This is a genomic window from Cohnella silvisoli, assembly GCF_021190915.1.
In the GTDB taxonomy this organism is placed as follows: Bacteria; Bacillota; Bacilli; order Paenibacillales; family Paenibacillaceae; genus Cohnella; species Cohnella silvisoli.
In genome coordinates this window covers 23,983-48,548 of the sequence record NZ_JAIOAP010000004.1, presented here as the reverse complement: position 1 = coordinate 48,548, position 24,566 = coordinate 23,983, and the positions used below count along the sequence as shown (strand labels likewise).

Here is a 24,566-nt window from a genome sequence, read left to right as displayed (position 1 = left end):
TTCTACTGCTGAGGCAAGCCGGGGAGGAAATCGGCTTTATCGGTTCAGGAATCATAGGTTAAAAGTCTTATCCAATTCAAAGACAGCCAACGAGCACCGGCTCGCCCGTCCTCGCGGATTCGTAGATGCTCTCTACCAGCCGAATTGTCCCAAGATTATCTTCGCCGCTTGAGATCGGTTTGTTTCCGGTCTTCACGCACTCGGCGAAATGCCGCAACTGCGTTACAGCAAAAGGTTCGCCCGGCTCCACCGAAACCTCGTCAAACCGGCGATCAACCGCCTTCTCTGCCGAGGTACGGCTTGAGGAAGTGACGTAAATATGCTCGGGGAACATGCGCTTGGCCGTTAACATGCCTTGATCGCCGTACACCTGAAGAGGACCAGAATCTTGATTGATGAAAGGAGTATATGAGGTAAGCATCTGTCCAAGAGCACCCGATTCAAATTCGAACTGGATCATCGACATATTCTCTGCCCTGTTCGAGGACCACTCATCCGTATAAAGATGTTGTGCGTACACCTTCCGCACCTCGCCGAACAGAAACCGCAAATAATCCAAATTGTGCACAACGAGACCAATCACAGCCCCGCCTCCACCGCGTTGCCCATCGTATATCCACGTTCCTTTTGGATAAAAATCATGAAAGTTCAGCACCCAATCCGAACGAATCATCCGGATATTGCCCAACTCTCCGCTGTCAATAATGCTTTTAATCTGCCGGCACCAAGGCGTATATCGCCAATTCTGGGCGATCATGAAGGATAGGCCCCGTTCTTTCGCCGATGCCACCATCCGTTCACCGTCGGCGACCGAGGTCGACATCGGTTTCTCGAGCAACACGTGTTTTCCATGCTCCATCGCCTCGAGTGTCATTTTTGCGTGAAGATCGTGCGGGACGGCAAGCACCAGAGCATCCGCACCGGACTCGCGCAGAAATGTACCATAATCGGTAAAACGCCGGATATCGCCATTCACGGCTTGGAGGCGATCACGATTTGCGTCACATATCGCGACTAAGGCAACTTCCTCTCCACATTGTTGAGCTGCGTCTACATGCGTCATCCCTAATCCCAATCCAACGACACCTAGTTTCAACACTGCGTTCTCTCCTCTTTTCATGGCATGTCTTACTCGGCACCCAGCCGTTTCAGGTAAGCGTAACTCTCCAGCACGGCAGCGTCTCCGGCGATTTCCAATGTCGTATGTCCATTGAAACCTGCCTTCTCCAGCACCCGGTACACACCCTCGATATCGATCGCTCCGGTGCCAAGCGGAATGACGCTCATGCCGCAGCCGTAGGTTGTCCCACGCTTGGATTCCATCTCTTTCAGGAGATCTTTCCAGTGGACGTGCTTGATTTTTGAAGCGAATACTTTGGCCATTTCGACCGGGTCCGCCCCGCCGAGCCAGCTGTTTCCGGTGTCCAGGTTAATGCCAAGATGATCGGGATCTCCCAGTCCGTGAATCAACTTCTCGAGCCCGGCGACAGAGTCGGTCAGCTCGCCGTGCGGCTCAAGCAGGAGGGAAATTCCGTGATCCTTGGCGACCCGGAGCGGCTCCTGAAGCTTCTCTATAACAGAAAACACCTTCTGATCTTCCGTCAGGTTGTGACCGAATGCCGTTGACGGCTCACCTTCAGTCGTAATCACATACTCGATGCCGATCGCGGCAGCGGAGCGGATGGCCTTAATGATTTGCGATGTGCCATATCGCCAGGGAGCGGAAGGATCCAGAAGGTTTGCATGTGCGCAGAACGTGGTGATGGTAAGCCCGGCTTGCTCGAACAAACGCTTGAGATCAAAGGGATTCGCATCGAGGCTTGCCGTCGCGGCAAAACCGAACTCGACGCCAAGCTGGGCGCCGTCGCGATTGTCGGTAATATCGGCGTAACGGAAGCCCATATCCGCGATTCGTTTCAGTTGGTGTTCCAACACGGTAAAGGGATCGATCAGAGCAAAACATCCGACTTTCATAGGCATAAAAAAAAATTCCTCCGTTCATTTGGATTTGACCTTTCCCTTACATTATTGGGGAAACCGGTTTTCAAAGAAATAGCGAAAGTGCGAGTCTTTTTAACCTTTTGTAGCAAAACCGGCCTGTGTTAGAATAGGGGCGTCACGCTTCATACAGGGAGGGACAAGCATGCGAACGCATATCACAGTGCCCGATATCAACAGCAACATCTTTATTCATGGCTTTATCTTCGGAGTTGAAGAGCCGGGGTGGACATTGGAAGATTCCCATCACGATATCTTCGAGCTAACGTTCTGCATCGAAGGATTGGCCGAGCAGCGGATCGGCAGAGAGACTTTCGTCTATGGCGCAGGAGACTGGATGTTCCTGAAACCGGGTGTAAAACACGGCACGACGAGCTCGCCGGATCATCACTTCTCTTATATGGCGATCCATTTCGATATCGACGATCCCGGACTGCGGCGGCTGCTGAAGCGATCCGCACTGATCCATGTGCCGGCTAAGCTGGCCGGGAACATGAAGCTGAAGGACTTGACGCTTACGATCAACAACTTGCTCCAATCGAATATCAGCCGCAATCGTTTCATCGAGAGAGACATGCGGTTGGCTCTCCAGTTGGATGAGAGCGATAAGCTTACGTTTCAAGCGTGCATTCTGCAGATCATTTCGGAATATATTCGGCAGGTAAGAGTAAGCGAGACTGCTTTGTCTGGAGAATATCAGGATATTTCCAAACAGGATCTGACAATGGCCGATAACGTCCGCGGAATTCTTGAATCCCATGTGCTGGAGTCGTTGAGCATGTCCGAGGTATACGAAGCCGTCGGGCTAAGCCGCAGTCAATGTACGCGTATCTTCACCAAAGTTTTCGGCGTCTCGCCCCGGCAATATTACTCCAATCTCAAGCTGAAGAAGGCCAAGGAATTGTTGCTGCTGACCAATCTGGCTGTAGAAGAGATATCCCGGATGCTAAGCTTCTCCTCCGTCTATCACTTCAGCAGGCAGTTCAAGCGCTGGACTTCGCTGTCGCCTTCCCAATACCGGCTAAAGCCACCCTCAGCAACAAATGGTTAAAAAGTGGCGCGCTATTCCCATTCCTGCGTGCCGTATAGACCTTTATACTCGTACTGTACAACAAATCGGCAAATATGCCTTAAGGAGGTAGCCCGATATGACTTGGGGCTGCATACACGATCCGGGCAAGAGAATTGACATTTACAAGGGTGCGGAGCATCTGCTGACCTACCAGTATGGAGAGGATAAGCCAAAAAGCTATTTTCATCCCGTCCGGCTGCCGGGCGGGCATGTGTTGACGCTCGATTCGCCTTACGATCATTACTGGCATCACGGCTTGTATTTCGCGTGGAAGTTGATCAACGGATTCAATTTCTGGGAGGAAAATGAGCCCGCCGCCGACAGCGGAAAAATGCGCACGATTGACAACATCACCGCTAATGCAGGAGAGAATGGCGTCCATCTGCAGCAGAAGCTGGTCTGGGAATGCGGTGAAGATCACACGCTGCTGATGGAAGAGGAACGGTCGATACGCATCTCAGACTGGGACGCAGCGGACAGACCGGCCCCCGCCTGCGGGTATTGGATTGCAATGGACACGACCTTCCGCAACGCGACAGCGAAAGTTCTCCGTTTCGACCGAACGCCGCCGGAGACATTCTCTTGGGGCGGCTATGCGGGAATGTCGTTCCGGCCGGTCCGAAGCATGGCTGCTGCGGCGATCGCGAATTCGGAAGGCGGGAGCACAGTCGAGCAAGCGCATGGAATGAAAGCCAAGTGGTGCGATTTTGCAGGACCGCTGGACGGCGGAAAGGATATTTTCGGCGGGATCTGCATGTACGATCATCCCGGCAATCTCCGTTTCTCTTCTCCTTTTTATGTGTGGAATACCCCTGAATTGCAGTTTTTGCAATCCGCCTTTCTGTTCGAGGAAGCGTTCGATCTGCCGCCGGGTGAATTGCTCCGTCTGCGTTATGGCATGCTCGTGCATGCGGGTCGGCTCACCGCAGAAGCGCTGGCCAACGGTTTCGAGCAGTATGCGGAGAAGATCGCTGCGGACTGATCTTGATCTGGTTCAGTTGAACACCGAAAAAAACAAACAGCCTCGGCTTGATCCGCAATCGAGCCGAGGCTGTTTGTTATCGCTTTCCTCGTATCTCCTTACTGAAGATATACGACGTCGAGGTTGATGCCGATATTCCCTGTATCATGCTGGAACCTCAAGGTGGCACCGGCCGGGATACCCATCGGGATCGTTACCGTCCCATACCCGAACCAGCTTCCCGTTGACGGAATCGCGGCGCTTGTTTTGACACCGTTGACGTATATGCTGTAATTGCCCGCATTTGGCGTTGCGAACCTTAGCGTCAGTTGCGTGCCGGCTGGCACGTTATTGAACTGCAGAGCGTCTCCGTTCAAATCGAGATTCTGCACGCCCTGACCTCCGGAAGCGGCCGGATCGCTGTAAACGGACGCACGGCCCGACAGACTCCCCGACTCCGCTTCGAGAACCGTAAGCCCATTGCTCACGATGATTTGGTCGAGGTTGATGCCGATATCTCCGGTATCATGCTGGAACCTCAAGGTGGCACCGGCCGGAATACCCATCGGGATCTTTACCGTCCTGTACCCGAACCAGCTTCCGGTGGACGGAATCGCGATGCTTATCTTGACACCGTTGATGTATAAGCTGTAATTGCCTGTATTCGGCGTTGCATACCTGAGCGTCAGTTGCGTGCCGGCTGGCACGTTATTGAACTGCAGAGCATCCCCGTTCAAATCGAGATTCTGCACGCCTTGACCTCCGGAAGCGGCCGCATCGCTGTAAACGGACGCACGCCCCGACAGACTCCCCGACTCCGCTTCGAGAACCGTGCTACCATTGCTCACGACGATTTGATCGAGATTGATGCCGATATCCCCTGTATCATGCTGGAGCCTCAAGGTGGCGCCGGCCGGAATACCCATCGGGATCGTTACCGTCCCGTACCCTAACCAGCTTCCGGTGGGCGGGATCGCGGCGCTTGTCTTGATACCGTTAACGTATAAGCTGTAATTGCCTGTATTCGGTGTTGCATACCTGAGAGTCAGTTGGGTGCCGGCTGGCACGTTATTGAACTGCAGAGCGTCCCCGTTCAAATCGAGATACTGCACGCCCTGACCTCCGGAAGCGGCCGGATCGCCGTAGGCGGACGCCCGGCCCGACATGCTCCCCCACTCCGCTTCGAGAACCGTATGCCCGTAGCTCACGGCGATTTGATCGAGATTGATGCCGATATCTCCGGTGTCATGCTGGAGTTTGACGCTTGCCCCCTCCGGAATGTTGACCGGAACGATTTTGACGCCGTAAGTGTTCCAGCTCCCGGTCGAGGCGATGCTGACGGAAGTTTTGACACCGTTGACGTATAAGCTGTAATTGCCTGTATTCGGTGTTGCGTACTTAAGCGTCAGCTGCGTGCCGGCAGGCACGTTATTGAACTGCAGAGCGTCCCCGTTCAAATCGAGATTTTGCACGCCCTGGCCGTTGATGGCGGCCGTGTCGTCGTATACGGCGGCCCGGCCGAATTTGACGCCGTCCTCCGCTTCGAACACGGTACCGTTCGCCGACGCGATGTCGCGATAGGCCGATTGCAGTCCCGCGCCATTAATAATGGCTTGCGCGCCGGACGACCATGACGACACTGGCGGCGCCGACGGCTCCGCGACGTTGTTCGTTCGCGTCGTGCTCGTCGCGTACGATCCTTCGTTCCCCGTGGCGTAGTCGACGTAATTGTCATGCACGTTCAACTGGCTGACGTAAGCGTAGGTCCCCCATACGAACCACCATACGCCGTTGAAATTTTCCGCCACGTTATGATCGATTTCCATCTCCGAGGAAGCTTGATCGGTATAAATCCCGTTGCCGTAAGATACGCCGCCTATATCATACATATAATTGCCGGTAATTCTCGTGCCGGTTTGTTTGCCTACCGTATAGATGGCTGCGCCATCGTGCAAGAGCTTCATCGACGAGAGAATGCGGTTATTTTGAATCGTATTGCCCGACGCGACATCGGTCGGCGTTACGCCTGCCTCGTACCCCGCGAAATTATTCCATCCCCATCCCAAGCTTATCGCAGTATAAGGGGAGTTTACGATCAAATTGTTGGCCAGGTTCAGATTGACCGTGTATATAATCGTAACCGGTACCGTCTGCAGAAACTCCGCGCTTGCGTTAATCACGTAATTGTTCTGCACGGAAATATTCGTTGGAGCGCCCTCCTGATTTGCGGCGAAATCGCCGTCTCCGATATACGTATTCAGCGGGTCTCCCACCGTAATGGCCGAGCCGCTAATATCGGAAAACCGGTTGCCGACGATAGAAGAATTCACCGTATCGTTGCCGAACGTAATCGCTCCCGCACCCAGATGCTCAAACACGTTGCGAACGAATTGAATGTCGCTCGCACTGGCAACTTCGACAGTCGCGGGCATCACATCGGTATTCCGGTACGTGACACTATGCCAATTGCCGTCGGATACGTACTTGTTGTACAACGCGTTCGCTTGGACGGTCGTCGCCCCGACCGAGCCGGCCACGTTCATGAGGGACCAATGATCGTTCGCGAACGTGATTCCTTGGAACACAATATGGTGCACCCGGTTCGACCGAGAAGTTCCGCCGATCCGGATCATGCCTTCGGAGGTCGGCGCGTACACCTCGGCCTTGCTCATGTCTTCATTGCTTCTCTTATAGTAGTAAAGCGTATTCGTATTCCGGTTAAAATAAAATTCCCCCGGCTGATCGAGCAGCTCGTAAGCGTTTTGCACGTAAAAATGATTGGCGGGATTGTTGTTGTATTGATAAAACGCCATTCCCCAACCTTGCGGCTCCGATAACGCGATCGCTCCCATTGGCATTTGCAGCTTCGCTATCCGGTAGGAGCCGCTTGTCGTTAAATCGGACAAGCCGACGACATGGAAGGAAAAGCCGACCTGGTTCACGAGCTCGACATCCGAAGGTCTGGCATAGCTCCCCAAATCGGACGCGTTGAATTTAATGCCCGAGTAGGTCGAGCCGGCGCTAAGCGCCCAGCTCTCGGTGCCGCTGATCGTATAAGTCCCGTCACCGCCTTGCGGCGCAATGACCGGACCCCGGGCCATGACGGCCCGTTTGCCGTTGACGTACAACGTCCTCAGTTTGGCGCTCCGGGTCAGCGTCGCTTGATAGATGTTGCCGGACGTTTGCGTCCACCCCGTGACCTTGGTTCCTCCGTTAAAGACCGGGACTTCGCCCGGATACGCCTGGTAATAAACATTGTAGCCGTTCGTGCCCGAATCCGCCTGATCGAAATTCACGGGACCCGTAAAAGGATATTGCCCCCCTCGAAAATAGACGATGATGTCGCCCGTCATATTTCCGTTCACTGTACGTACAGCTTGGCGAGCTTTCTCCAACGTGCGGAAAGGCGCAGCCAGCGTGCCCGGGTTAGTATCGCTTCCATTCGGAGATACGTAATAAGTGGCTTGAACAGCGGCTGATACTTCAGTAGTCGGCAGGAACGGAGCGATTGAACAAACCAACAGACTGAGTATGGTCACCATGACGAACCGTTTCATTTGTTTGCCTCCCGATTTTCATTTTTACAAGCAACAAGATGATTCAGTCTCTCCCTTTTCAAACTCGCTTCCCTTAAAGGTATGCCGTTGATTGGCCTTAAGCCGAACGGTACGGATTGCGCTTTCATAGCGGACTGTGACCGTGCCGTCGATGGAGGATCGGATCACGTATTCCAGCAGCTTGCCCCCCTCCCAGCGCATGCCGATCTCTGCACCTCCTCTTGCCCGCAATCCGGTTACGCTACCGTCAGGCCACGCTTCGGGCAAAGCGGGCAGCAGGTGAATGACGCCGGATTGGCTTTGAAGCAGCATTTCATTGATCCCTGCCGTCATGCCGAAATTCCCGTCGATCTGGAATACCGCCTCCTCTTCCTGGCTAAGCGGAGAGTGACAGCTGAGCAAGGTCTCGTATGCCGAATTTCTCACAAATTGCAGCACGGCTTCGTGGGCCTCCCGGGCCATTCCCAATCGCGCGTAGAGGGAGACAAGCCAGGCAAGAATCCAGCCGATCGGCTCGGAGTCTCCGGTTAACCGTCTTTGCAGGCTGATTCGGCTCGCTGCCGCCAGTTCGGGTTGCTCGTCCGGACAAATCCTTGTTCCCGGGTATAGGCCGAACAGATGCGAAAAATGACGATGCCCGATTTCGAACTCCTCCGGGTCGTCGAACCACTCGCGCAGCTGCCCATGCTTGCCGATGCGAAAGGGGTACAGCTGCGCTTGAACTTCCTCCAGCGTAGCTCGGAACGTCTCGTCCTTATCCAGTTCCTTGCTTGCCGCAATGCAATTAGCGAACAGCTCCCAAATCATCGACATATCGGCCGTCGTGGCGATGCTGACGGTCGTTCGTGCACCTTCGTCGTTCAAATACGAATTTTCCGGAGACGTGGACGGAGCGGTCACCCAGTATCCATCGGGCGACCGGACCAGCCAGTCCAGACAGAACATCGCCGCTTCCCGCATGACCGGATAGGCTCGCTCGGCCAAATAGCTTTTGTCCAGGCCGAACGCATAATGCTCCCATAGATGCTGGCTCAGCCACACGCCCCCCATCGGCCAGAAAGAGCAGCAGGCCCAGTGCTCCCCAAGCCCCGCCGCCGGCGTCGTCGTTCGCCACAGATCGACATTGTGATGGGCGACCCATCCGCTGCAGCCGTAATGGATGCGGGCTGTATCCTTCCCTGTCAGGCTAATCTCCTCGATCAGCCGAAGCAGCGGCTCATGGCACTCGGCCAGGTTCGCGCTTTCCGACAGCCAATAGTTCATTTGAACGTTAATATTCGTCGTCCAATTGCTGCTCCAATAGGGACGGACTCGGTCGTTCCAAATTCCTTGCAGGTTGGCGGGCTGAGTACCCGGTCGTGAGCTGGAAATGAGCAAATATCGCCCGAACTGGTACAGCAGAACCTCTAATGCCGGGTCTGCGCTGCCGCTGGACGCCCTGCGCAGCCGTTCATCGGTCGGAATGCCGGGCTCGCTCCCGGAACCCAATTTCAACTCGACGCGGTCGAACAAAGAACGGTAATCCCGCAGATGGGAGCGAAGCAGTTGTTCGAACGGTCTGGACGCCGCATTGCGGATTCGCTTGCGGCATTGCGCCAGGCACTGCTCGCCGTCACGGGAAGGGGCTGTTTCATACCCGTTGTAGCCCGTCGCCGTCGAGAGAAGAAGCGTAACCGAGCTCGCCTCCGTAACCCGTATGCCCTCTCCATCATGATGAAGCTTTCCCCCGTCCCGCAATACCTTCACTACCGCACCGAAAGCCATCCCCCGACGATCTCCGGCCTGCGAGTAACGGATCGGATCTTTGCTTGGAACGTAATGGGGCACAACGTGCGAAGGACTTTCTCCCTTCAGGCGTAGCTCGCCGTTTTCCGTTTGAATCTGGTTGAGCAGCTGGCTTGTCAATTTTATTCTCACATTCAAGCTACCCTGCCGGGACGCAACTATACGGTATATGAGAACCTGATCGGGATGAGAAACAAAACACTCCCGCTCAATCCGTACGCCATCGGCGCTTGTGTAATGGGAGGAAGCGATCGCCGTGCGCAAATCCAGCTCTCTCCGATAATCAGAAACATGAGGAAGTGCTTCCAGTGAAACAGACAAATCGGCCAACGGCAAATAAGATTCCTGCCAAAATCCTAGCATGTTGTCTTCGACCAATTGCTGGGCATCCTTATAACGGCCCGCGAACAAACGCTGCCGGACAGGCTCCAAATCATTCAGCGCCTGGTCGTTGTGCGCCTTTTTCGGGTAGCCTGACCATAATGTATCCTCGTTTAAAGCCAAAATTTCTTCCTCAGGACCGCCATAAACCATGGCGCCCAATCGCCCGTTCCCCAAGGGCAATCCGCCTGCCCATCTCCTACCCGGCTGCTCGTACCACAGCTTCAACTCGTTGCCCGCGGCCGTCATAGCGTTGCTCCTCCCGAGTCGAACGAAATGACAACGGCTTCTCCCGAGTACGTCACCGTGCAATCGAAAACGTTGGTCTCCGCTTCCCCGTTGCCTTGTGCGGATTCGGTCCCGACCAGGATCAGGTTCATTCGACGCTCTCTCACGAGGCCGGGGAAAGCCCCGTTTCTTCTTCCGATTCTGAAGGTACGCTCCTTGTCCAGCCACTCCATCTGAATCCAGGCGTAGTCGCCTTTCTCGTAATTGTAGTTGTCGCCTTCGTCCTCATACAGCCCGAAGCTCCCGTCTCGTCCGGGATAAATACGGATTTCATAGGGCTGCGAGCCGAGCTCGTCGGTATTCTGCACGACCGGCCCCATCGGCACGATCGATCCGGCGCGAACGAACAGCGGTATGATTTCCAACGGAGCCTCCGCTTCGATTTCCTGGCCTCCTTCCAGCCGCTTTCCCGTCCAGAAGTCGTACCAGTCCGTCCCCGCCGGCAAGTATACCTGGCGTGTCCGCGATACGCCCTCCGGCTTGCGTGAACGGCTGCCGTCGTACATCGGTTCTGTCACCGGATTCACCATAAATGCGGGGCCGAACATAAATTGGTCGCCGATATCGTGCGCGCGAATGTCTTCCCTGAAGTCGAAAGCCAGCATTCGAAGCATCGTATAGTGCTCGTGCGTCACCGAGCCGGCCAGCGAATAAATGTACGGCATCAGGCGGTATCGAAGCCGCAAAAACTTCGCCAACGTATCGTAGAATACGGTGCCGGGTTCGCCGAATCTCCACACCTCTCGCGGCGTGTCGGTCCCGTGGGAACGGAACATCGGAAGAAAGGCACCCAACTGGAACCAGCGGACGTACAGTTCCCGGTATCCGTCGTCCTCGCAGCCCCGGTCGTAATCCCCGTTCCAGAACCACATTTCGGGTTTTCTCCCGACGAAGAACGCCCCGATGTCCATCGTCCAGTACGGAACTCCCGTCGCGCAGAAATGCAGACCCGCGGGAATCTGGTTGCGCAAGGTCGTCCAAGACGCCGCCGTGTCGCCCGACCAAGTGATGGCTCCATAACGCTGTTGTCCGGCATAGGCGGATCTTGTCAGATTCACGACCCGCTTCTCATCGCCGGTTTCCCGCTGGCCTTCGTATATGCCGCGGGAATGAAGCAGCGAGTAGGCGTTGATGAATTCCGGATCCAAATAACTTTTGAACTCGTTCACGTTAATGGACAGCCGTTGTTCCGGTTCGGGCTTGACCGCCCCCTTCCAATCCGCCTCGAACGGCTCGGTGCAGTCGCACCACCAGGCATCGATGCCATACTTGAATAATCCATCGTTGGCTTGATCCCAATAGAGACGCCTCGCCTCGGGTTGGAAAGGATCGTAATTGGCCTGATTGCCGAGCAGAAAGCCGCGATTCCTCATCTCCTGCTGGTTGGGACCGTTATTGTTCATAATCGGCCAGATCGAGACCATGAGTCGGGCTCCCTCCTCATGGATGCTCCGCATCATGCCGGCGGGGTCGGGAAAGCGTTCGGGATCAAGCGATTTTTGCCCCCACCAGTCGCCCGGCCAGGATTGCCAATCCAGAATGAGCAGGTCAAGCGGGAGCTTGCGCTCGCGATACTCTCGCAGAATATCGAGCAGTTCCTCCTGCGATTTGTACCGTTCCTTCGATTGGGCATAGCCGAACGCCCACTTCGGCAGCATCGGAGCGGCGCCCGTCAGTTTCCGGTACCCGCCGACGAGTTCGTCGAATTCAGGCCCGTATATAAAATAGAAGTCCATCTCATCGTCCGCATCGGTCCACAGGTAGGATCCGTGCATATCGTCGCGAAAAATCATGCAGGAACAGCTGTCCCACAGAACGGCGTAACCCCGGGTGGATACGATCATCGGCACGACTGCCTTCATGTTCTGCTGATACAAATATTGATGGCTTCCGCGCAAATTCATGACGCCTTCCTCATGAGAGCCCAATCCGTACAGTGCTTCATCCTGCTGCCATTCGAATTCCAGCTTCGTATGATAAGCGCGCCGGTCGACCGTTTTGCGGGAGCCTTCGACCCGCGCTCGTACCCCGTCGGCGCCCTGTCCCGTCTTGATCGTTACGTTACCGTCGTATACGGTTTTTTCGACTTCGATCGGCACGTGCGTCTTGCCTCCCCGCTCGGGCTCCTTTGTCAGCAATCGCCCGTTGCCGTCCAAATACGTGATCGCGCAAGTCTCTTTCCGGATCTCGATTTGCAGCACAGGCGTCCGCAGGACAAGCCGCTCCGTATCCTCCCGGACTTCCCACCGCACCGACTCCTCGGCTTGCGGAAGGACGACAAGACTCTCCTTGGAGCTAAACTCCCGATCTTGCGTAAAGACGACGCGTATGATCCGATTGGAAACCGGAGTCAGCTTCGCAATCCCCGACTCCGTTTCGAGATAAAGGGCGTCCTCTCGTTTCTCCCAGTCCGTTAGTTTCATGGTCCCGATTTCCTCTCCTTTCCCTTTAACTCTTGACAGCGCCTGAAGTCAGTCCCGCCACAATATACCGCTGCAGCACGACATATAATGCGATGACGGGCAAAGAAATGAGCACTAAGTCGGCAAAGACGTAATTCCAGTCGCTGGTATGGATACCGAAGAAAAAATAGACGGTCAGGCCGAGCGTCTGCAGCTTCGGCGAACTCAGGAAATAAATCGCTATGCCGAAATCGTTCCAGAAGCTCATGAAGCTAATGATGATGGCCGTCGCATTAATGGGCATGAGCAGCGGGAAGATAACGCGAAAAAAAAGCCCCGCCCCTTTGGCCCCGTCCATGGCCGCCGCCTCGTCAATATCCTTCGAGATGCCATCGAAAAAACCGCTGTACACATAGGAGATGAAAGGGTAAGAAGAAGCGATATAGAGCAGGATAACCCCCCAGTAATTTCCGGTGAGATGGATTTTGTGAAAGAAAATAAACGTCGGGATGATCGTTAACGGTAAGATCATGCCGGCCAACAGAATGTATCTCAGCGTGCGGATGATCGGGTCGTCTCTGCGTTGGATAACGTAAGCGGAAGTGCTGCAAAGCAGGACGATCCCGATCACGCTCAGCACGGTGACGACCGATGTGTTCCAATAGGCTCGGGGAATATTCGCTTCCCGATAGACGGTCGCGTAATTGTCGGCGATGTGCCAAACCCCCGGCAAGGAAAGGGACATGTCCGCGGCGCCGGCGGCGTCCTTGAACGAATTGACGACCACCATGAAAGTAGGAAGAAACACGACGAAACAAATGGCCAAGATGAGGAGTTCCCAGCCTGCCCGGTTGCTTTTTCGTTTTTTAAGCATGGCTGGTCTCCTTGTCATTTTTCGTAATCAACTTGTGCGTGAAGATGACTACGACTAAAATCAGCACGAACAAGAGCAAATTGGCAGCCGTGCCTTCGCCGTAGTATCCTTTGGAGAAAGAATCATAGACGACCGTGGAGATGACCTCCGACGCGCCGGACGGCCCCCCTCCCGTCATCGTGTAGACGAGATCGAACACTTTCAGTCCGCTGATTAACGTTAGAATCACGTTGATCTGGATAACCGGCCGAAGCGCGGGCAGCGTAATATAGCGGAATCTCGCGCCGGCGCCGGCACCGTCCATTTGGGCCGCTTCGTACCAATCCTTCGGGATCGTTTGCAGCCCCGCCAAAAACAGCATCATGCAAAAACCCGCCGTCTTCCAAATCTCGGCGGCCGAGATGGAAAACATGACGAGATGCTCGTTCGTCAACCAAGATTGCGTCCATCCACCCATTCCCACCCACGTGAGCAACTGATTCAACAGGCCGCGATCGGGTTCAAAGATCGCCGAGAACACCAAACCGACGGCCACGTAACTGAGGATAACAGGTAAGAACAATACGGACCTCAGCAGTTTGGAAAATCGCAGCGTCATATTGGCCAAAACCGCGAGCAGCAAACCGAGCGCGATTTTGAAAAAGGTCGTGACGGCTGTAAACAAAAACGTATTGTAGAACACCAGGCCGAAGTCGTCACGGTCAATTAAATTGCGGAAGTTGTCCCATCCGGTAAATCCTCTGACTTGAATGCCGTCCCAATTCACGAAGGCATAATAAAACCCGCTAACCGACGGATAAGCAAAAAAACAGAAGAAAATGAGAAGGCCGGGCAGCAACAGGTAGTATGGGTAGTTTTGTCTGGTCAATTTGCTCATCCGACATTCACCTCTTTCGTTGTGAAGAGAGGGCACGTACCGCCCTCTCTTCTCCATGGTTACTATTTGAAATTCGGATCGTTCTTGGACTTCGCCTGTTTGACGAACTCCTTATCCATCGCTTCCAGCACTTTCTCCGGCGTTTTCTTCCCTCCGACGATGTCCGCACTTAAACTCGGGAAATCGCCCCCTGGATATTTCAATACAGATCCTTGGAAGTTCACGAACCCATTGGCCGCGTCCACGATCTCCTTCGCTTCCAACTCGGCCGGCGTCAAGGTCAGCTTACTCACACCGGTGATTTCCGGAATGCCGCCTTCCGCGCCAAAGAAAATATTTTGCGTATCGATCGACTCGAAATATTCGATGAATTTCTCTGCCGCAACCTGATTTTCAGATCCTTTCATAACATATAAGGCAACCGATGGAGCGACGGCTACAGTTGGCGTTTTGCCGTCCGGGAACGGCATCGCGAACGCGCCGATATCGTTCACCTTGTCCGGATATTTCTTCACGACGTCCGTCATGAACCATGCGCCCATCATGAACATGGCGGCATCTCCGTCGGCCAGCGCTTTCACGGCATCGTCATAGCCATGCGCGAACGGATCCTTGCTTCCGTACCCTTTGTCTACGATTTCCTTCAGCAAGTTCAGCCCCGTCTTGAAATCCTCATATTCCGCAAACTTCATTTGATTTTGGCTGATTTTGCCGGTAATCTCGGTGGAGTCCTTCTTCGCCGTGGATAACAGCGTGGGGAACTGAAGCGTCCACGGGTCCTTGCCCGGCAAAAATACGGGTGTCTTGCCCGCTTTGGCAACGACGTCGCACGCCGCCAGGAATTCGTCGTACGTGGTTGGCGGCTTTAGCCCCATGCTCTCAAATACCTTCTTGTTATAGAATACCGCCATCACCTGCGCACCCTGGAACGGAGCGCCCACGACCTTGCCCTGATAGGCGAATGAGCTTCCCCATGTATCGAGATTCAAATTTTTCACCCAAGCCTGATTGGTCAGATCTACATACAGCTCGTCCGGGTTCCCATTCCCTACGATCGTCGCTTGGCCTGAATAGGTTAGCAAAATATCGGGCAATTCCTTAGTCGCCAGCCTCGTCTTGACGATATCGTCACCTTGGCTGCCGCCTGGAAGCTTCTCGAGTTCTATTTCAAAGCCTTTCGTTTTCGCGTCCGCCATCACGGCTTCCCAACCGGTTGTGAAGTTGGATCCGTTCCCGACGATTTTCAGTTTCATAGGCTCCGGAGTACCCGAAGCCGTAGGCGTTCCGACGGATTCGGAGCTACCACCGGACTGTGAATTGCCGCCGTTAGCGTCTTTGTTGCCGCCGCATGCAGCTAGCGTAACCAACAGGCAAATCATCGTGACGAACGTAGCGATCTTCCGTAACTTTCGGTTCATACTGCTTCCCCCAATTGAGTTGTAAGTGCTTACAGTCAGATTATATTTGCTCCCCGTTCCCTCAACAATCGAATATCTTGCACGGGTATGTGGAATATCTTCTTCCTGAGACTAAAGCGTTTTCAAACATTTTGGATTATGCTACACTGAGTCTACTAAAAAACAGAGGACGAGAGGCGGCGCCGTGAGAAGGAGATTTTTGTTATTTCGTAATTTTCATACCAAGTTGTTCGTCTCCTACTCGCTGATCATTATCTTGCTGACGGTTGCCGTAGCCGTGCCGACTTATTACTACTTGAAAGAAAAACTCGTCCGAAACCAAAACGCCATTGTCGAGCAGGTGTTTAACAGCTCAATAAACAACTTCAACCTTCTGGAGTCCCAATTCGACAACTATACGAAACAGATGTACCTGATCAGAGGTTACGGGAACGAGTCCAACGATACGTTGGTGGAACAACTCGCTGCGTTGGGACACCAAACCGCCGACAAGTTCGTGACGATTCAATCCGTGAAAAATTTCATCTCGCTTGGCCAAGAGATTAACAAGGACTGGGACCGCATCAACATCATTCTCCAAGACGGCACGATATTTTCTAATAAAGAAGTTTCTGGCGACCCGCCGAATGCCGAGCGCGAGCGATGGATCGACAATGCCCGTAGGTTAGGGGGGGCTGTTGCCGCAAATTACAGCGAGCGCGACCCTTACTCCGAGAATCGCAACGTTCCCGTATTCGCCCTCTCCAGACTGCTGCAAGTCGGAACAGAGCCAGTCGGGGTGATGCAAATTCAGATCGAAGCCTCAAGAATATTCGATCCTGCTAAACTTTCCGATATTCCTTTCGATCAATTCATCATTTACAGTGGCTCCTCTCCCATTTACTCCTACCCTGATACGGCGAAGTCTGGAACGAAGTCGGATCGATTGGAATTTTATCGGCAATCGCAATCCGGCCATTTCACGCTCTACATGACGGTCGGGTTGGACAGACTTTATAAGCCGATCCGGAATTTTCAATGGGTGATGATCGCCATCGTCTCCTTCCTTGTCCTGTTTTCGCTGTTGATCTACTACTTTTTAGCACGGATTCTCACTTCGCCGCTGAAGAAGATCAGGTCCGCTCTCGATTCTTTGCAATTAAGCGGTGATGACGAAAGCGCATGGGAAGTCGATCTGAACCAAAACTATTACCTTGACGAGATGGAACGGTTGAATCGCTCCTTCCGCAAAATGAACGCAAGGCTGCAGCAATCGTTAAATGAAATCGTCCATTTTCGCAATCTGCAGCTTCAATCCCGGTTTGACCTGCTTCAGTCCCAAATCAATCCGCATTTTTTGTTCAACATGCTGGGCGTCATCCAGGTGCTGTCCGACCATAACGAGAGCCGGCTTGCCGCCGATCTTTGCATAAAGCTGGCGGAATTTCTCAAATACACGATCGGCGACAATCAAACCAAAGTGCCAATGAAGGAAGAATTTCACATTACGGAAATGTATCTGGAGCTGATGAAAAGCCGCTACCGGCATCGCCTGGAGTATCGAATCTCGCTGCCGGAAGAAGTCGCGGATATCGAGCTGCCGAAGCTGATCATACAGCCTCTAGTGGAGAATAGCCTGAAACACGGCTTCAAAAATCTGAACCGCCCCATGCTCATCGAAGTCGGCGCACGGATGGCTGACGATCGCTTGACGATCGAGATCAAGGACAACGGGAGCGGCTTCGAGCCGCACAAGTACGGCGAAGTCATGGAAGCGATGAAGCGTCATGGGGACGGCTTATCCCGGAAGGACGGCCTTGACGGCTTGTCCGTCGGCGGAATGGGAATCGCCAGTACGTATTTAAGGTTAAAGCTGCTATACGGGGAGCGGATCGATCTTCGCATAGATGCGAACGATGGTCAGGGAGCCATCATTCGCATCCAATATACGCTGCCGAAAGGAAAGGAGGCGCTCACATGAAATGCATGATCGTCGACGACGAACCGATTTTTATCATGGGAATACGCAAACTCCTTGCGGATTATAATTTGGCTTACGGCTCCAACCTCCAAATCGTTTCAGAGGTTTACGACGGTGTACAGGCGATGGAGGAGCTTCCCCTCGTCTGTCCCGATATCGTATTTACGGATATTCGGATGGCGACCGTTGACGGGCTGACGTTGGCCAAGCAAATCCGGGAGAATTGGCCACACGTTCAGGTCGTCGTCGTGAGCGGCTATCCGTCATTCGAGAACGCCCGGGAAGCGTTCAAGTCGAACGTCGTCGATTTTATTCAGAAGCCGGTTCATTCCGAGATTTTTCACGAATTGGTGCATAAGCTCGAGCTGCGGCATAAGCACGACCATGGACGGCAATGGTTGGAACATTTATGGTCGCAACCTTCCGATCAAGACGCTATTCTAGCCACACTCGGCGAGCTTTTGGGCCCGTTGCACTACTCGATCTTCATCTTTCGGACTCACCTTGTTAGCGGAATTTCACACGAAAGGTCGACGTCCGAAGCTTCGCTTCGTTCGATCGCCGCCGAGCTGCTAAGCATGAGCGGTTCGGATTCTCACGTTTGGTTGTTTCCTCTGGGGCATTTGACCGAGATGCTTATCGTGATCGCCGCTCCGCGCTTGGTGGACTCCGACCTTCAAGCCATCCTCACCCGGCTTCGTGCAGAATTCCCGTCTTTTTTGCAGGTCGGATATCGGTGCAACCTCGGAATTGACCAATTAAAGGACATGAAACAACTGCATACCCGTTTTCATCACTGCGTTACCTTGAGCGAGCCTGCGTTCGTTCGACTGCCAGGCAAATCGGATACTGGCCACCGGGGTTTCACCCGCCTCGGCTCGGTTCATGACAGCAAAATACGCGCCATTCTTAGCAACCGGGATTGGAACGGATTGGAGAGGTTCATTGGACGAATGCTTTCCGTATGGGAACAAGAAGGTTGCTCTTTAAACGCGCTTGAATGGAATATGAAGAAATTAACCGGCCTGATCGCCAAGTTTGCAGAGGAGGCCACGGAGAGTATGGTCGAATACGAGATGGTCGCGGAGCGGCTCGTTCGTTCCTCCTTTTCCTATCGAACCTTAAACGAAAAGTTCGTTTCTTTCATCTCAAGAGAATGGAAGCCGCCGGAAATCGCCGCAACCCGGGAAGAGTTGTTCGCAAAAATTCGCGATTATCTGTCCAACCATCTGAATGAGCCGGCGACTTTGGGAGTTCTCAGCGATTTGTACGGCGTATCCATTTCTTATCTATGCTCCCTTTTCAAGCAATTTACGAATAGGACGTTCGTGGAGTTTCTGACCGAAATGCGTCTCCGGAAAGCCGCTGATTTGCTTCACACCACCTCTCTCCCTTTGAAAGAGGTCGCCGAGCTCACAGGGTATGCAGACCAGCGCTATTTCAGCAAAGTATTTAAAGCCCATTCTGGAATGCCCCCATTGGAGTTTCGAAATAGGGCAAGATGAAGCTTTTTCCAGACTCTATTTCCAGCGAAAAGGAACCGGGTTCTCGTTGATTTCCTTTAGGTACAACCCAACCCGCTGCATAAGCTCATCCTTGGAACTAACTCGAAGATGACGAAGGAATGTGCCCACCTGCAGGTTCGACATCGGCATAGCGCCCCCTCCTGTTGAATCAGATCAAGCAATAGGCGTACCATTTTCGACGAATTGATCCGGCTGCAGAAGCACGACATCGCCTTCTTCCGGAACGGCGCCGATAACGAGCACTTCGGATTTGAATCCTGCAATGCGCCTCGTAGGGAAATTCACGACAGCCGCAACCTGTTTGCCAACGAGCGTCTCGGGAGAATACCTATTCGTTATTTGTGCCGAAGAGGCTAGAATTCCTAATGGTCCAAAATCAATCTCCAGCTTAATAGCGGGTTTCTTCGCCTCGGGGAAAGGCTCTGCTTTTACAATGGTGCCTATACGTATGTCTAACGCAATAAAATCATCTATAGTCGCCATAACTGCAACAATCCTCCTAGTACCGCCCAATCATTTAGGTAAACGGAAAGTAGCAAATGGTTTACCGTAACGAAATGGGTCGCTGATTTCATCCAACTTCTGCATGACTTCTGAATCCAAAATAATGGATACGCTATTCAAATTATCTTCGAGTTGCTCTACCCGCGTAGCTCCTACAATAACAGTCGATACGGTGGGTCTATCCATGAGCCACGCTAACGAGAGGGCGCTGGAGGTATGGCCATGTTCGGCTGCCAATTTACTTACATTCTGGCCGAGCGTAATGGTTCTATCATCAAGAAACTTACTAAAGTTAGGATCCGTATCCGCCCGCGAGCTTACAGGCGCCTTATCCGTTAAGCTATATTTTCCGCTTAAGATCCCGCCTGCCAATGGAAAATAGGGAATGATCCCGACGCCTTGGTCTAGACACATCGGGATAAGTTCTTTTTCAGGCGTGCGATCGGCTAGAGAATAACTGATTTGCGTTGAAATATACCGGCTAAACCCTCTGAGCTCGCTAATCCCCAGCGCTTTCATTAACTCCCATGCAACATAATTAGAGGCTCCAATATAACGAACCTTCCCTGAACTCACCATGTCGTCTAAAGTGCGCAATGTCTCTTCAAGCGGAGTATTCGGGTCGAATGCATGGATTTGATACAGGTCGACATAATCCGTTTTTAGACGTTTAAGGCTGCTTTCTAACTCCTGCTGCAAATGGTAGCGAGAAGAACCTCTCTCATTCGGACCTTTCCCTTTCACCAAACCAGCCTTGGTCGCTAATACGGCACTATGCCGCTTTCCCTCCAGAGATTGTCCAATGATTCTCTCTGACTCGGAACCCGTATAAATATTAGCCGTATCTATGAAATTAATGCCGTTATCCAAGGCATAATGAATGATTCTGATGGATGTGTCTTGATCGGCCCGTTTGCCAAATGCGTTCGTGCCCAATCCTAATGCCGATACTTCCAGCCCGCTATTCCCAAGACGATGATATCGCATGCTCATCTGCTCCTCAGTGAAAATAAATACAATTATATCATGATTGCTCTTTGTTTAAAAAACAGGGGTTATTGGGTGCAGCCCGCATCTGTCATTAGCTATTACGTGACTCCTGCTTGTTTCATCATATCCATAAGACCGCTCTCTTTAAGACTGATATAACCATTGTCCGAGCCCATAATCAAATGATCCAGTAACGTGATGCCAACAATAGCTCCCGTCTGTATTAGCCGATACGTGATTTTCACATCTTCCGTGCTCGGTTCGGGGTCCCCGCTTGGATGCCAATGTGCACAAATTATAGATGCCGCATTTGCGATAATGGCTGTTTTGAAAACTTCGCGTGGATGGATCAGCACGCTGTCCAGTGTTCCAATGGAAATCACATGAATGGTCGTTGGCCGATTTTTGGTATCCAGACATAACAAAACACAAAGCTCGCGATCTCTTTCCGTTCCGATAAATTGACGAAATACGTGATGAGCGTCTTCTGGAGACTCAACCTTATAAGTAGCCCACAAACTATTTTCTCTTACTATTCGAAGTTGAACGATATCTACTCGCTTTTTTTGAATGTTACTATCAAACTTCTTCGACATGCTGCCCTCCTGAAGAACACGCATCATTTTCGGACTATAGTCATCACAATATCATAAATGTTATCACGTGACTATAGTCCGTAGACTATTTGTCGCATGACTAGAAATAATAAAGCTCAAGGAGTGATATTACCTTGAGCATTGAGATCATTTTTGGGCAACAATTACGTAAAATTCGAGAAGAAAACAAACTCAGCCAAGAGGAATTGGCTTTTCGCGCAAAGCTCGACCGTACCTATATTAGTTTACTGGAACGCGGCAAGCGCCGGCCAACTCTAAATACCATTTTTGCGTTGACTCAACAACTCAATATATCTGCTGCTGAAATGGTTCGGTTAGTTGAGGAACAGGTATTAAATTTCCATCATTAATATCCTTATATATCCGGGTAAAGAGCAGTGGATAGGTAACGTTCACCTGTATCCGGAAGAAGTACGACTATTTTTTTATCTTGATTTTCCGGTCTCTTGGCTAGTTGAAGTGCCGCAAATACGGCAGCGCCCGATGAGATTCCTACAAGCAAGCCTTCGGATCTAGCTAATAGACGGGTAGTTTCAAATGCTTCCTCATTTCTTACTTGGATAATTTCATCAACAACTGACCTATTAAAGTTTTCGGGAACAAATCCTGCACCTATACCTTGGATTTTATGAACCCCTTTACTCCCTCCGGAAAGTACTGGTGAATCAAAAGGTTCAACAGCTACAATCTTAACGGAAGGTTTTCTTTTTTTAAGTATTTCACCAACTCCAGATATTGTACCTCCTGTGCCAACACCCCCAACAAAAATATCTACCTCACCTTCCGTATCTCTCCAGATCTCTTCAGCAGTTGTTTTCTTATGGATTTCTGGATTCGCAGGATTTTTAAATTGTTGAGGTATGAATGAGTTAGGAATTGTGGAGGCTATTTCCTCAGCCTTTCTGATTGCTCCCGACATTCCTTCAGGAGCTGGGGTTAGTACTAATTCTGCTCCAAGAGCAATTAAGAGTTTTCGACGTTCGACACTGAAACTCTCTGGAAGTGTAATAATTAATCTATATCCTAAAGCTGCTGCAGTAAAAGCAAGACCTACACCCGGTACCGCTTACTCGTGACCATTTGCAGAGGCTTTTCCCCTAATCAACAAACGACCGGAAATCATATAAAACACCCCGCCTAACATCCAGAAAGGTTCCCAGAAAAGAAGCCTCCACCATGCCGAACGATTATCAATCGAAAGGTTCAAGATATGAATGAGTGAGAGAAAAATCGTGACAAAGTTTATCAAACCATAAATCAAAAGAAAAATTCCGACTATCAAAGTTATAAAATAAATGGCTCTGATAATGAGCTTTTTTTTCCAATGTATAAAGAGACTGAGCAATAAAAGCGCTCCTAGCACTTTGGCAATTCCCGTTAACCATACGATTAAAATAAAACCCTCGTTCCGCAAAACAGCCTGCCGATAAATTTCTCCTCCGAGAGTGTCAACTCCAAGCATGCCTCCGCTCGCCCAATAGAAACTCATGAAAGCAAATAATAATGACCATATAACTCCACAAATTATAGGCCAAGATTTTAGTTTATTCATCAAGTTAGCACCAGCCTGACTCGGGATTTTCGTTACCAGCTTCATAGAACGTTTACTAATTGTGCTGTTCTCGTGCTCACTTGCCGTTGAAACGCAGGTCACCATCTATAGTTCCAATCGTTCTGCGACTTTTCGCTGTGATGACGAGCGTGTTTTTAGTAAGTGAAAAAGGTTCCCAATAAGTAGTCCGATAAACAAGTACATCAATCCTCCGAAGAGTCCATAAACAACCGCTCCCGCTACCGCGGCGAGGATGCCGAAAAAGATTTGACCCTTAACTTTGGCCGGCGAAGTAGGCGGATCTGTAAGCATAAAAAAACCAAAGAAAAGGGCAGCGTTAATAAATGGCGGTCGGAGTGCGTCAGAGGCATCTCCAACATTAAAATGGCCCATAAAGAACAGTAGAATGAAAAACGTTCCAAGAAATGAAAAAACCTGAGGATATTTATTCACTCGGTTAGTTACTGCGTATCCGCCAATCAAAAGAAACGTAACGGTCCATACGGGAAGATCCCCGAATGCCCCCCACCAGCTTTGTTCTGTTTGAAAGAACAAGATGGACAGAAGCAATCCTAGAGCTGCTGGGTTAAAGATCGGTTTTTTCTTGTGGACAAGAAGATGTTTGGACAAAATAGATATGGCTGCAGTTGCCGCAACGATGGGCCAAGAGGTTGTTGTACTCAAGATCAAAGAAATGATTAACCCTGTAATAACCGCACCATCCGGCATGATTCGTTTTCTTTTTTCAATACGGCTACAAATGATATCAACGACCACAGAAACACCGACGGCAACGATACCATTTATAATGCCCATCATGTCTTGTGACCCAATGGAGGCTATAAGAAGATATGCAACTATGGCAATTGCGACATAACCCTTTGGTGATTTGATCCATTGGTTTGCTGTCATTCATATCCCTCCAACTCTAACGATTTGTAAACCGGATGTGATCAAGATTCCTCTTAGATCGGCTTGTTCGATCAACATTTTCCCGCTTTCTGTCCCCAGCAAAAACGATGCCGTCGAAAAAGCGTCCGCCATCATGGCGAAAGGGGCAATTACACTGCAGCTTATCCAATCATTTGGCGATATTCTCGTTATGGGGTGGAATAAGTGATGCATGCCGGGCATTATTGCGCTCTTACGCTCGTAACTTCCAGATGTGCAGATCGCCTCATTAGGAATTCTAATTGTGTGTATGATTTGTTCTCTTCGCCCGGGATGCTGAATGCCTATTTCCCAGGGGTTTCCCCGCTCATCCAGACCTCCTGCAAACAGATCACCGCCAGCATTAACCACAAAACCATCAAATTCTTTCAACTCATTTGCGGCCAAATCGATGGCGAACCCTTTGGCCACGGCTCCTAAATCAATTACCATAGGTTTCCGTAAGTATAATGTACGATCTTCTTGATTTAACACGATATCCCGATACGTAACTGAATCGGCAGAAGGACTTTCAATGGATTGCCCCGTTAAGTAATGACGATTAAATCCATGATCTTCCATCGCTTTTCCCACGGTAGGATCAAATACACCATTTGTCCATTTCGCCATTTCTAAAGCAAACTTGAGCGGTTCAAATAAAAACGGACTCACCTGGATCGAGGTTTCGATCTGACTGCAAGCCACCATCAATTCACTCTCAGGACTAAAACGGCTGCAAGCTTGCTCTACTCTTTGAAACGCCTCGAAAGCCCGATTGATTTTAGCTTCAGCCTCGTCCTTTGATTTCCATTTCCCAGTGACTACCTGTATATCTACAACCGTATCCATATATAATTTAGTTTTTTTCATTGTT

At 51.5% G+C, this 24,566-nt stretch carries 20 protein-coding genes and 1 pseudogene; 5 read left to right on the top strand and 16 right to left on the bottom strand.

The features are described from left to right. Positions 1-76: 76 nt before the first annotated feature. Together K7P76_RS09335 and K7P76_RS09330 are read right to left on the bottom strand one after the other, a co-directional pair. The gene (locus K7P76_RS09335) at positions 77-1,099 is read right to left on the bottom strand and encodes a Gfo/Idh/MocA family protein (protein ID WP_232185024.1); all 1,023 of its coding nucleotides are present in this window, start codon (positions 1,097-1,099) and stop codon (positions 77-79) included. Between the two features lie 29 nt (positions 1,100-1,128). After that, complete coding sequence (locus K7P76_RS09330; protein ID WP_232185023.1) at positions 1,129-1,980, bottom strand: sugar phosphate isomerase/epimerase family protein; 852 nt, start codon at positions 1,978-1,980, stop codon at positions 1,129-1,131. 163 nt (positions 1,981-2,143) lie between these two features. On the opposite strand from K7P76_RS09330, the gene K7P76_RS09325 reads away from it, so the two are divergent. Both K7P76_RS09325 and K7P76_RS09320 read left to right on the top strand, forming a co-directional pair. Beyond that, positions 2,144-3,049 carry an AraC family transcriptional regulator gene (locus K7P76_RS09325; RefSeq protein ID WP_232185022.1) on the top strand — a complete coding sequence of 302 codons (906 nt, stop codon included), beginning with the start codon at positions 2,144-2,146 and terminating at the stop codon, positions 3,047-3,049. Between the two features lie 97 nt (positions 3,050-3,146). Next, positions 3,147-4,052, top strand: coding sequence for a DUF6807 domain-containing protein (locus K7P76_RS09320; protein ID WP_232185020.1), 906 nt, complete (start codon positions 3,147-3,149; stop codon positions 4,050-4,052). A gap of 98 nt (positions 4,053-4,150) precedes the next feature. Here the strand turns inward: K7P76_RS09320 and K7P76_RS09315 are convergent, their stop codons facing one another. The 6 genes from K7P76_RS09315 to K7P76_RS09290 all read right to left on the bottom strand — a co-directional run bounded on the left by K7P76_RS09315 (position 4,151) and on the right by K7P76_RS09290 (position 15,613). Then, a complete protein-coding gene (locus K7P76_RS09315; RefSeq protein ID WP_232185019.1) occupies positions 4,151-7,588 on the bottom strand; it encodes a carbohydrate-binding protein in 3,438 nt (1,145 codons plus the stop codon). 24 nt (positions 7,589-7,612) lie between these two features. Beyond that, positions 7,613-10,003 carry a glycoside hydrolase family 95 protein gene (locus tag K7P76_RS09310; RefSeq protein ID WP_232185017.1) on the bottom strand — a complete coding sequence of 797 codons (2,391 nt, stop codon included), beginning with the start codon at positions 10,001-10,003 and terminating at the stop codon, positions 7,613-7,615. Beyond that, a complete protein-coding gene (locus K7P76_RS09305; protein WP_232185016.1) occupies positions 10,000-12,465 on the bottom strand; it encodes a glycoside hydrolase family 31 protein in 2,466 nt (821 codons plus the stop codon). Before K7P76_RS09305 ends, K7P76_RS09310 begins: the two co-directional genes overlap by 4 nt. Positions 12,466-12,490: 25 nt before the next feature. After that, complete coding sequence (locus tag K7P76_RS09300) at positions 12,491-13,318, bottom strand: carbohydrate ABC transporter permease (RefSeq protein ID WP_232185015.1); 828 nt, start codon at positions 13,316-13,318, stop codon at positions 12,491-12,493. Next, on the bottom strand, positions 13,311-14,195 hold the full coding sequence (locus K7P76_RS09295; RefSeq protein ID WP_232185014.1) for a carbohydrate ABC transporter permease: 885 nt from the start codon (positions 14,193-14,195) through the stop codon (positions 13,311-13,313). Before K7P76_RS09295 ends, K7P76_RS09300 begins: the two co-directional genes overlap by 8 nt. A 62-nt stretch (positions 14,196-14,257) precedes the next feature. Next, positions 14,258-15,613 carry an ABC transporter substrate-binding protein gene (locus K7P76_RS09290; RefSeq protein WP_232185013.1) on the bottom strand — a complete coding sequence of 452 codons (1,356 nt, stop codon included), beginning with the start codon at positions 15,611-15,613 and terminating at the stop codon, positions 14,258-14,260. 184 nt (positions 15,614-15,797) lie between these two features. On the opposite strand from K7P76_RS09290, the gene K7P76_RS33425 reads away from it, so the two are divergent. Next, a complete protein-coding gene (locus K7P76_RS33425) occupies positions 15,798-17,573 on the top strand; it encodes a sensor histidine kinase (RefSeq protein ID WP_232185012.1) in 1,776 nt (591 codons plus the stop codon). Continuing rightward, positions 17,570-19,078, top strand: a complete 1,509-nt coding sequence (locus K7P76_RS09280; RefSeq protein WP_232185011.1) for a response regulator transcription factor — start codon at positions 17,570-17,572, stop codon at positions 19,076-19,078. The genes K7P76_RS33425 and K7P76_RS09280 overlap by 4 nt, the downstream gene beginning before the upstream one ends. 15 nt (positions 19,079-19,093) lie before the next feature. On the opposite strand, the gene K7P76_RS33080 is transcribed toward K7P76_RS09280, so the two are convergent. The 4 genes from K7P76_RS33080 to K7P76_RS09265 all read right to left on the bottom strand — a co-directional run bounded on the left by K7P76_RS33080 (position 19,094) and on the right by K7P76_RS09265 (position 21,189). Next, positions 19,094-19,228 carry a hypothetical protein gene (locus K7P76_RS33080; RefSeq protein WP_255678433.1) on the bottom strand — a complete coding sequence of 45 codons (135 nt, stop codon included), beginning with the start codon at positions 19,226-19,228 and terminating at the stop codon, positions 19,094-19,096. A gap of 24 nt (positions 19,229-19,252) precedes the next feature. After that, positions 19,253-19,582 carry a chaperone CsaA gene (gene csaA, locus K7P76_RS09275; protein WP_232185010.1) on the bottom strand — a complete coding sequence of 110 codons (330 nt, stop codon included), beginning with the start codon at positions 19,580-19,582 and terminating at the stop codon, positions 19,253-19,255. 30 nt (positions 19,583-19,612) lie between these two features. Then, a complete protein-coding gene (locus K7P76_RS09270; protein ID WP_232185009.1) occupies positions 19,613-20,590 on the bottom strand; it encodes an aldo/keto reductase in 978 nt (325 codons plus the stop codon). A 101-nt stretch (positions 20,591-20,691) separates the two neighbouring features. Further along, positions 20,692-21,189: a JAB domain-containing protein gene (locus tag K7P76_RS09265; protein ID WP_232185008.1), complete on the bottom strand. Its 498-nt coding sequence runs from the start codon at positions 21,187-21,189 to the stop codon at positions 20,692-20,694. A gap of 134 nt (positions 21,190-21,323) precedes the next feature. Between K7P76_RS09265 and K7P76_RS09260 the strand changes: the two genes are divergently transcribed. Further along, on the top strand, positions 21,324-21,560 hold the full coding sequence (locus K7P76_RS09260) for a helix-turn-helix domain-containing protein (protein WP_232185007.1): 237 nt from the start codon (positions 21,324-21,326) through the stop codon (positions 21,558-21,560). Positions 21,561-21,565: 5 nt separating this feature from the next. Here K7P76_RS09260 and cysK read toward each other — a convergent pair. From cysK to K7P76_RS09240, 4 genes and pseudogenes are all read right to left on the bottom strand, one after another. Continuing rightward, positions 21,566-22,267: pseudogene (cysK, locus tag K7P76_RS09255) on the bottom strand (cysteine synthase A); the annotation flags it as partial. Between the two features lie 9 nt (positions 22,268-22,276). Continuing rightward, positions 22,277-22,762 carry a DUF3995 domain-containing protein gene (locus K7P76_RS09250; protein ID WP_232185006.1) on the bottom strand — a complete coding sequence of 162 codons (486 nt, stop codon included), beginning with the start codon at positions 22,760-22,762 and terminating at the stop codon, positions 22,277-22,279. 105 nt (positions 22,763-22,867) lie between these two features. Beyond that, complete coding sequence (locus K7P76_RS09245; RefSeq protein ID WP_232185005.1) at positions 22,868-23,674, bottom strand: RnfABCDGE type electron transport complex subunit D; 807 nt, start codon at positions 23,672-23,674, stop codon at positions 22,868-22,870. Further along, a complete protein-coding gene (locus tag K7P76_RS09240; protein WP_232185004.1) occupies positions 23,675-24,562 on the bottom strand; it encodes an FAD:protein FMN transferase in 888 nt (295 codons plus the stop codon). Positions 24,563-24,566 lie beyond the last annotated feature (4 nt).

Excerpts from the sequence above, each read along its gene's own strand:
- csaA (WP_232185010.1), bottom strand. The coding sequence starts at position 19,582 with ATGGCGACTATAGATGATTTTATTGCGTTAGACATACGTATAGGCACC.
- K7P76_RS33080 (WP_255678433.1), bottom strand. The coding sequence starts at position 19,228 with ATGCCGATGTCGAACCTGCAGGTGGGCACATTCCTTCGTCATCTTCGA.
- K7P76_RS09320 (WP_232185020.1), top strand. The coding sequence starts at position 3,147 with ATGACTTGGGGCTGCATACACGATCCGGGCAAGAGAATTGACATTTAC.
- K7P76_RS09240 (WP_232185004.1), bottom strand. The coding sequence starts at position 24,562 with ATGAAAAAAACTAAATTATATATGGATACGGTTGTAGATATACAGGTA.
- K7P76_RS09245 (WP_232185005.1), bottom strand. The coding sequence starts at position 23,674 with ATGACAGCAAACCAATGGATCAAATCACCAAAGGGTTATGTCGCAATT.
- K7P76_RS09265 (WP_232185008.1), bottom strand. The coding sequence starts at position 21,189 with ATGTCGAAGAAGTTTGATAGTAACATTCAAAAAAAGCGAGTAGATATC.
- K7P76_RS09315 (WP_232185019.1), bottom strand. The coding sequence starts at position 7,588 with ATGAAACGGTTCGTCATGGTGACCATACTCAGTCTGTTGGTTTGTTCA.
- K7P76_RS09295 (WP_232185014.1), bottom strand. The coding sequence starts at position 14,195 with ATGAGCAAATTGACCAGACAAAACTACCCATACTACCTGTTGCTGCCC.
- K7P76_RS09270 (WP_232185009.1), bottom strand. The coding sequence starts at position 20,590 with ATGCGATATCATCGTCTTGGGAATAGCGGGCTGGAAGTATCGGCATTA.
- K7P76_RS09305 (WP_232185016.1), bottom strand. The coding sequence starts at position 12,465 with ATGAAACTAACGGACTGGGAGAAACGAGAGGACGCCCTTTATCTCGAA.
- K7P76_RS09250 (WP_232185006.1), bottom strand. The coding sequence starts at position 22,762 with ATGAATAAACTAAAATCTTGGCCTATAATTTGTGGAGTTATATGGTCA.
- K7P76_RS09310 (WP_232185017.1), bottom strand. The coding sequence starts at position 10,003 with ATGACGGCCGCGGGCAACGAGTTGAAGCTGTGGTACGAGCAGCCGGGT.
- K7P76_RS09325 (WP_232185022.1), top strand. The coding sequence starts at position 2,144 with ATGCGAACGCATATCACAGTGCCCGATATCAACAGCAACATCTTTATT.
- K7P76_RS09290 (WP_232185013.1), bottom strand. The coding sequence starts at position 15,613 with ATGAACCGAAAGTTACGGAAGATCGCTACGTTCGTCACGATGATTTGC.
- K7P76_RS09330 (WP_232185023.1), bottom strand. The coding sequence starts at position 1,980 with ATGCCTATGAAAGTCGGATGTTTTGCTCTGATCGATCCCTTTACCGTG.
- K7P76_RS09280 (WP_232185011.1), top strand. The coding sequence starts at position 17,570 with ATGAAATGCATGATCGTCGACGACGAACCGATTTTTATCATGGGAATA.
- K7P76_RS09300 (WP_232185015.1), bottom strand. The coding sequence starts at position 13,318 with ATGCTTAAAAAACGAAAAAGCAACCGGGCAGGCTGGGAACTCCTCATC.